General features: G+C 51.7%; 2 protein-coding genes. Both read left to right on the top strand.

The window, feature by feature from the left end; translation table 11 throughout:
* The first annotated feature begins 11 nt into the window (after nucleotides 1–11).
* A complete protein-coding gene (locus tag ACYVE4_RS29965) occupies nucleotides 12–5459 on the top strand; it encodes a hypothetical protein (RefSeq protein ID WP_461044102.1) in 5448 nt (1815 codons plus the stop codon).
* Nucleotides 5444–5935 (top strand): hypothetical protein, encoded by a 492-nt coding sequence (locus ACYVE4_RS29960; protein WP_461044101.1) that lies wholly within the window; start codon nucleotides 5444–5446, stop codon nucleotides 5933–5935. The genes ACYVE4_RS29965 and ACYVE4_RS29960 overlap by 16 nt, the downstream gene beginning before the upstream one ends.
* Nucleotides 5936–6130: the final 195 nt, after the last annotated feature.

Raw genomic sequence — 6130 nt, 5'->3', positions numbered from 1 at the left:
GTTACACGGTGGTGGCTCAGGCCAGCTCAGGCTGTACAGGTCGACAACTCGTTTCTATTATAGTCGCGGGCTACCTCAACGCCATCCAGACGCTACCTCTGAGTCCTTCGGCGGTGTGTGCAGGGGCTGGGCTGAGTGTGCCCTTCTCCACGACGGGAACGTTTATGGCGGGTAACCACTACACTGTGCAGCTTTCCGATGCGAGTGGCAGTTTTGCTCATTCGACGACCTTAGGAAGCGGCACCACCAGCCCGATTGGGGTAATGATTCCAACTGGTCTTCCGTCAGGTACGTATCAGCTCCGGGTGGTGAGCGACTACCCCCTTACAGAAGGCACCGCCGTTTCCCTCACGGTTTCGGGGGCCGTGTCTCTGACCATGAGTGGCAAAACCTCGCTTTGTTCGGGCGAGTCGACCACGCTCACGGTGAGTGGCGGGACGAATTATCTCTGGTCGACGGGGGAGTCGGGAGATCGTATCGTTGTATCGCCTACGGAGAGCACCACGTATAGTGTCTGGTCGATGAGCGATCAGGGCTGTACGGCGCAGGTCGACAGGACGGTGTCCACCACTTCTTTTTCGGTAGCCGCCAGCAGCAGTTCGGGTACGTATAGCCGTGGGAATCAGGGGCTGGCCGCTCCGTCTGCTTTTGCCAGCAATGGCCAGACGGTTACGCTCTCCGCTACGGTCGATAATGAGCCGACGGAGCCTATCACCTACTCCTGGACTGGGCCGAATAGTTTTACCAGTACGGACCAATTTCCCTCGTTCGTCTATACCTCAGACGATCAGCTGGGAACCTATGTCGTCATGGTCAGTACACAACAGGGGTGTACTTCGGGGGCCCGGGTAAGCGTTGCAAATGAGCTAACCTGCGACCTAAGTGTTTCGGTGCTTAATAAACGAAATACTCCATCCATTACGGGGAATGAACATCTGCTTATTCCTTCGGGCTGCGTTGGTGGCCAGATCAACTGGTCCAATGGATCAATAGGTACCGTTAGCAATGGCAGGATTACGTGGGCGGATGGCGAAACGGGTGAGCTAGCCAGTGAACTCTTGGGGGTAACGCTAACCATAAATCCCCAGCATAGTACAACCTACACGATTATCTGTGAACTGCCGTCGGGGAAAACATGTACAAATTCTGTCGAGGTGAAGGTATCTTCGCCGGATTGTGCTGATTTTCAGATCAACGCATCGGCTACCACCTATGAACGGGGGGATATACTAACCCTGACGGCCAGTAATTGTAGTGGAACGCTGACCTGGTCGAATGGTCTGGGTAGTGGCAACATCGTAAAGATCGCGCCCATCCGCGATTTGTTTGTATCCGCCGAGTGCACTAGCGGGGGCAGTACATGCTATTCGAATGCCATTGCTATCAAGAATCAGGGTTGTATTAAATCGCTCTATGTGAATAGCATTTTCGTACAAAGTGATGGACAAAAACGGGTGCAGTTTGGGTATCAGGGCTGTGAAATGGGGACAGTGGCTTGGTCGGTTGTTTCCGGAAGCAGGTCCAGCACCTTCGTACAAAAACAGACGGAGGTATTAGCCGGGCTTTATACCGTCGTTGGCGTTTCGGATAATCTAACTGTTTCGGCAACCTGTACGCGTGTGGGGGGGATACCCTGCCCAGTGGCCACCCTGACAGTTACCGAAAATCAACTAAACACGTGCCAGACTTACGTGCCCTATATTGGATCTTCCGTCGGTGCTCCTCCCAATACGGTAACGATCGAGCATAGTTATTATGCCTTTAGCCTGAGCGATGAAACCGGGTATGTGTTTAATACGACTCCTCAAAAGAAGGTATACGTGCCGGTTTCTAGCCGAGAGAAACTCTATACGGCTACGTTTGACAACGGATGTAAAGCTGCCATAAAGGTGTTGCCCACCCCCATCAGCACGAGACTAACCTGGCGGGAGAAAGGGAAGGTGAACAATGGGGGGTATGCTGGTGGAGTCGATATTTTTTACGGGGTAGAAAAAGGTTCCTTCGTGCTCAATACCTATCCAAATTTTGACGATGAGCAGTACGAAGTCAATATGATGCTGGAAGGGTATTGTCCCGGACTGGTTAAATTGACAAGCAGTGCTCCCCCAGCTCCAGGCGTTAGTTTCCCCATAAATCCACTTATACTTCGAAAATCCAGCTATTTCACGTCGCCCAGACCTGTAACCTATCAACCATTTCCCACCAGTACGACCGACTATTATGGTGTTTGTCAGGTGAAGAACGCCGATGGGTCTGTAGTAAATTACCCAGCCGTCAATTCGAAACAGTTGATTGTGGTCTCGAACACCTGCCTGCAAATCGCAATAGCCAAGTCAACCGTTGCCAAAGGGGAGTCCGTTCAACTCAACGCCATAGGTTGTATCGGCACGGTGGCGTGGTCGCTGGCCGGGACAAGCCTTGGACAGGGCACTTCGCTAACGCACACCCCCTTTCCCGCTACAACGCCGTCCAGCGTGATCTATACGGCCACGTGCAGTAATCCGGTTTGTTCCCAAACGGTGGAGGTGATGGTAAAGGCCTGCTCCTTTTCGCTGAAGGCGTCTAAACCTAAGGCGAAAATTGCCGAAGCGGTCGTCCTCTCGGCGTTGGGCTGTTCAGGCGGACTGGTGCAGTGGAGCACAGGCGAAACCGGCTCGACCATTACGGTCAAACCCCTGGAAAATACGACCTACACCGCTACCTGCCTGGTCGATGGAGCCAGTGCCTGCCAGAATACGGTGGCCCTGACGGTGGAGAACACCCCGCCTGATGACATCGACTGCCCGGCCTTTCAACTCTCGGCCAGCAGCCAGTCCATCACCCGTTGTAGCCAGCAGCCTGTTCTGATTACGCCCAGCGGCTGTCCGGTGGGCAGCACCATCAACTGGAGTGATGGCACCATCGCTGGTCCCACCGCCCCCCATACCTTTATCCTCAACGATGCGGTGACGATTACCGCCACCTGCACGACACCCTACCAAATCGCCGTTACCCAGGCCCTCAGCATTGCCGCTGTCGCGCCAAAACTGGAGGTCAGTCCGACTAACGTCTATGCGGGTTTCCCTACCATCCTGCGGGCCTCGGGCTGCGTCACCAGCACCTGCCAGCCCGGCCAATACACCTGGACCGTCAATGGGGTTCGGGTGGGTAGTGGGGCCAGTATTCAAGTCAAGCCCCTGGAGAATACGACCTATACGGTTAGCTGTAGTAGTGGCGGATCGGTCACCCAACTCATTCAGGTGAAAGAGAGCGTTTGTGATCGGCCCACGGGCATTGAGTTTGATTCGAAAACCAATGCCCGCCAGGTCGAACTCAATGCCAGCTGGTGCGATGTGCGCTATGCCATCAGCTGGTCCTACCAACACCCTACCTATACCAGCCAGGGATGGGTACGAAACACCCTGGTCTTTCCACAAGGTCAAGACCGGCGCCGGGTGGTGGTCGACCGGCCTGAGGATGTGAGTGTACCGACGGGTATTCCCAGCCAGCCGTATCAACAGCAGGGGGTGACCGATGTGTACACGGTGTATTGCGTTCAATCGGGATCAACCCTGCCGTGTTCGTATCCGCTTTATGTGGATAGTCCGTTGATGGATGCTTACAACAACCCCTCCCACACCTACACGCCAGTTGGCCCCGGCACCACCGAGCCAGCGAATACGCCCGACGCCTGTAATGCATTTATCAACATTGAGAAAGGGGGGCTCAAGAACATTACCCGCAGTCCGGGGGATGATACGGAGGGGAGCTACTATGTGTTATACACCGACTGGTGTGGAGGCAGCGTGGTGTGGTACGATGGGACCCAGAAGCTGACTAGCCTGACGGTGGGTCCCTACACGGCCAGTAAAACGTTCACCTACGAATGTACCCTGCCTAGTGGTCAGGTCTGCAAAGGTAGTTACCCATTGCCTCCTCCCCCGTCTCAACCAGGCGGAGGTCGGCTAGGGGCTACCAGTGCGGTGTCGACTCCGGTGAGTGACAACTGTTCGAGCCAGATTTCGCTGGATACGGCTATGCATGTGTTTTACGAGCAGATGCTCTGTCAGGTAAACAATTTGATACAAACTCCTGAAGATGCTCAGCTGGCATTGACTAGTTTGCAACAGCAATTGAGTGGGACAGCGGTGGTTTTTCCAGCCGATTTGACACCCGTTATCCAGTCATTGACTGACCATAACTGCCAGCAGGCTTCTACCCTGCTAGCCGCAGCCAATGGAAGCACTCTAATTGATAAGACATTGTTTAATGGTACCATTAACAGTCAGTTCGGCAAAATACAGAGTCGCCTAATCGCCCTGTTGGGAGCCAGTTTGCAGGTAACCGGAGAGGCTGTTCAGAGCGATCCGCGTACCATTATTGTCTCAGTGGAGGCTTCTAACCAGAATGAGATGGACGACACAATGGAGAAAATCGCACAGGTTGACCGGCGAGACTCTGTCTCTGTGGCAGAAGATCGGCAGGTTGATTTCAATAAATTACCAATTAGTCCTAATGGCCAAAGTTTCTTTCGAGAGATTTGTACGGTCTGGAATTTGACCAATCAACCGGCCTACGCCGATTACCTTACGAATGTGTTTACCCTGCCTGCTCCTATTCAGGATGGTATGAGTCGATTACTGGCTAAACCGCTTGTTTTTCCTAATCTGGTTCAGGATGGTACACTGGGTAATCTGAGTGATGGTTTTCTGAAAGATTTCTTTCTAAAGAAAATCCAAGGGTATGAAAGCCGAGCGTTGGGACTGAGTAGTCTGTATACAGGTCCTAATCGAAGTGTGTACGAAACGGTAGCGGCTCAATTACTCAACCATTTCTATGCGAAGAGTGGCACCGAGTACTATCAGACTCAGGTAATTGCCGATGCACTATATAATGAGACCAATGTGGGCAATCGACGGATTAACAACATGATTCAGATTGTGGATGCGCTGTTGTTTCGGAAGATTGGCAATCTGGCTAAAGCCGAGGACATTGATCCTAGTTATTACCAAAAAGACTTTGTGCCTGCTTCTATTTGGCCTGCAAAGAAGTTGGATAATCAATGGTTCACGGATAAATGCAAATCGAACGTATTTCCCTCTTACGGGGCGACGGATGCCATCACGGTGAACGGTGGGCCGGGAGTAGGCGATGCCGAACGACTGGGTCTGTTTACCATTGGGGGCACTCAAGGTATTGATGTGCGGGTGAAAAGCATCACACCTATTCTGACAAATACCGAGCGTGGGTATCAGGCTACTATCATCATTCGGTATTTAGATACCTTTGGGGTGAGTGAGAGCGATTATACCAAAGACTTGGGATTTGCCAATTCATTAGGACAGTCTAACTACCTACGCTTCAACTATCGAGGTGGAGTCCTGTCCCAATGGATTCTGCAACACCAGTATGGTTATCGTCCTTTTACCGATTATCTAACCTACATTGTAACAATGAAACGCACATGGCCCGCAAACTAATCCCTTCTCGCACGACTATATTTTTGGTACTTTTAGTAGCGTCTCTACTGTGGTACTTCTGGCGATTTCTGTTTTCCAAACAGCTTGACAGTAATGATATTGTTCTTATGAGAAAAGGGCATACTATGGATGGATATGGCTTCCTATATGTCGGTGTCAAAAATGTGAGTAAAGCCAAACCCAGCCAGTACCGGGATTTTTTACCCAAAGTAGCCGCCAGCATCGCTGATACTATTCGAGAGAATATAAATATATATTTTTTGATGTATGACAGTCAAATTGAATATCATACACGCAATTGGACTCCATTTAAGTTAGAAGAGGAATTACCTCAGTCATTTCTGCTAAGGGAGCACTGGAATGGTGGTAAAGCGCCCACTCATGTCCATTGGTACATTCCTGCTCTCAAGTCGCTCAATACCGAAGTACCTGATCTGCTTCATATACAAGATACACGAGTAGAGCAGGTTAAATAACTTATCACATAGTTGGGAAATCGTCCCTCACCATAGTGGGCTGGCTGCGTCACCAGCACCTGCCAGCCCGGCCAATACACCTGGACGGTCAATGGGTTCCGGGTGGGGACGGGAGCCAGTATCCAGGTGAAACCCTTTGACAATACCACCTATACCGTCAGTTGTAGTTCCGGCGGCTCGATCTCCCAACTCATC

The organism is Spirosoma harenae (genome assembly GCF_054776975.1).
The sequence above is the reverse complement of the archived record's forward strand: the minus strand, read 5'-3'. Positions and strand labels throughout refer to the sequence as shown.